We start from the raw sequence: 2,408 nt of genomic DNA, 5'->3' as shown, positions 1-2,408 counted from the left end.
GAGTACACGCTCCGCACGATCGCTCGCCAAACGGTCCGAACGCACGAGGTGCTGATCGGCATGCACGGACCCTCATGGTCCGACAGCGATGCCGGCCTCGCTCGCGAAATCTTGGGTGACGCCGTGTCGATCGACTACTTCGACGAGTCATTGCCGCTCGGAGCGGTGCTGGCGGCCCTGACTGACCGCGCATCCGGTGAACTGGTCACGAAGTGGGACGACGACGACTGGTATGGCGTCCACCATCTCGAAGACCTGGTCGGCGCACTCGAGGACTCGGGCGCTGATCTTGTGGGAAAGGCTGCCGAATTCGTTCGCCTCGAGTCGATGGACCTGACGATCCGGCGGTTTGCACAGGGCGCCGAGCAGTACAGCTCAACGTTGGCCGGTGGGACATTGTTGCTGCGAACGGCAACACTCCGCGATGTCGGCGGGTGGGAGGCTGTTCCGCGCCACGTCGATCGCCGTCTGATTGAAGCGGTGCAACGTTCGGGCGGACTTGTTTACCGGACGCACGGTTTCGAGTATCTGCTGCGGCGCAGCGGCAGCGGCCATACCTGGAGTGCCGACGACCAGTATTTCCTCGGCCAGGCATCCGCCGTGCTGGCCGGTCTTGACCTCGCCTTCTGCGCTGTCGATGACCGTGTAGATGACCCTGCAGTAGACGGTGTAGTAGATGCTTGAGCGTGCGGGAGCGATCCCGCGACACCAGGTGCCGGGTAATGAATGGGGCCGGTTGCGTCCACCGACGGGGGCCACGTGGACACCATATCCTCGTGTCTCGGTGTACATTCCGGCTCGGGCAACCGCCCAGACGCTGCATCGCACGCTTTCGGCGCTCGCGTTGCAGACCTACCCGGCAGAGCTCCTCGAGGTCATTGTCGCGGACGATTCGTCAGCGCCACCGCTCGACGTGTCGGAGTTCGATCTCCCGTTTACGGTCACGGTGTTACGCCAGGACGTCGACGGTTTCGCCGCGGGGCGTGCGAGGGCATTGGCGGCAAGCGCAGCGGCTGGGGAGGTGCTGGTCTTCCTCGATGTCGACGTGGTGCCGAGCCGATCTGTGGTTGAGTCGTACCTCCGATGGTTCGAACGGTGCGACGCGGTGGTTCCGTTCGGGTTTCTGAGTTTCGTGGACATGACGGGAATGTCTGAAGCTGAACTTGAGGTTGCGATCAGGGACCATGACCTCGCAGCATTCGACCACCTCGGGCGAGTCGATGACCAGCATTGGCGCGAGCGGACGTTCGGCGAGACCGCCGATTTGCAGCGCGAGTCGAGTGACATGTTTCGAACCCTGGTCGGCGCATCGCTTGCGGTATCCGCCGAGCAGTACGCCAGCGTCGGGGGGTTCTCTGACCTCGGGGTCCGCGGGATCGAAGACATCGAGTTCGGGTACAGGTTGCAGAATAACGGTGCTCTGCTGATCCCTGACCGGGGTGCACTGCACTGGCATCAAGGCGGGCGAACCATGAGCGGTGATCGCGTTGCTGCGATCCGCCAGGGTCGTGCGCCTTTTGCTGATGCGCTGCTTCCGATCGGTCGATTCAGAGGCGCACGGCCGGCTGCCGGCAGCCCCGTGCCGGTGGTGCCTCGGCTCTTGGTGCATGTCGATCCAGGCGTTGTCGATGCCGACGTGCTCGCCGACCAAATTCGCCTTGCCGATGGAGCTGACGTCGAGGTACGTATCGGGCTCCCCGATGATCGGTTCGTCACCGCATTCGCCCAAGTCGCGTTGACTGCGCCGATAAATTGGCAACCAGGAGTCACCGCGGCCATCACGCACCAACTGGTGGAGCGCAACCTGGGCACGCTGTTGATCGTCGGTGTCGCCGGGGCGCCGGTACTTGAAGTGATCCGGACCAGGGCGATTCGGTCGGAGCGCAGGGGTGATGCGTCCACGCCGATCTCCCGTAAGCTCTTCCCCGTCGGCGTGGCCGATGCCTCAAAGGTACGGCTGGTGTCGGAAAAGAGCGGGCCTCTTGCAAGGGTTGCAAGGGTCCAATCGATCCGTCATCGCCTCGATGGAGTTGTCGCGGTGCTCCGTGAGCGGCTGCAGCTGGCGCAGCGGCGGCCGAGGCCACCAGAATCTGAGAGAAGCACATCGTGAATGCACTCAACTCATCGTCCACCGATCTTGTCGTCATCGGCCTCGGCTATGTCGGCCTTCCGCTGTTGGTCGAGGCATCACGTGCTGGTTTTCGCTGTGTCGGGCTCGACCTGAACTCCACCGTCGTCGACGGGCTGAACAGCGGCCGTTCACACGTTGACGACGTGACTGATGAAACGGTGGCCGAGATGCTCGCCGCCGGGTTCGTCGCAACGACCAACGCCGACTGTCTGGCAACGACTGCCGCTGCGGTCATCTGTGTGCCCACCCCGCTGAAGGAAGATCAGACCCCTGACCT

General features: G+C 63.5%; 1 protein-coding gene and 2 pseudogenes. All 3 read left to right on the top strand.

The window, feature by feature from the left end; genetic code table 11:
- Positions 1-684 (top strand): annotated as a pseudogene (locus ACH2EI_RS08450) (hypothetical protein); the annotation flags it as partial.
- 100 nt (positions 685-784) lie between these two features.
- On the top strand, positions 785-2,110 hold the full coding sequence (locus tag ACH2EI_RS08445; protein WP_395159699.1) for a glycosyltransferase: 1,326 nt from the start codon (positions 785-787) through the stop codon (positions 2,108-2,110).
- A pseudogene (locus ACH2EI_RS08440) lies at positions 2,107-2,408 on the top strand (nucleotide sugar dehydrogenase); the annotation flags it as partial. The gene ACH2EI_RS08445 and the pseudogene ACH2EI_RS08440, both read left to right, overlap by 4 nt.

This window comes from Ilumatobacter sp. (assembly GCF_041688325.1).
GTDB lineage: Bacteria > Actinomycetota > Acidimicrobiia > Acidimicrobiales > Ilumatobacteraceae > Ilumatobacter_A.
This window is presented reverse-complemented; position numbering and strand designations above follow the sequence as displayed.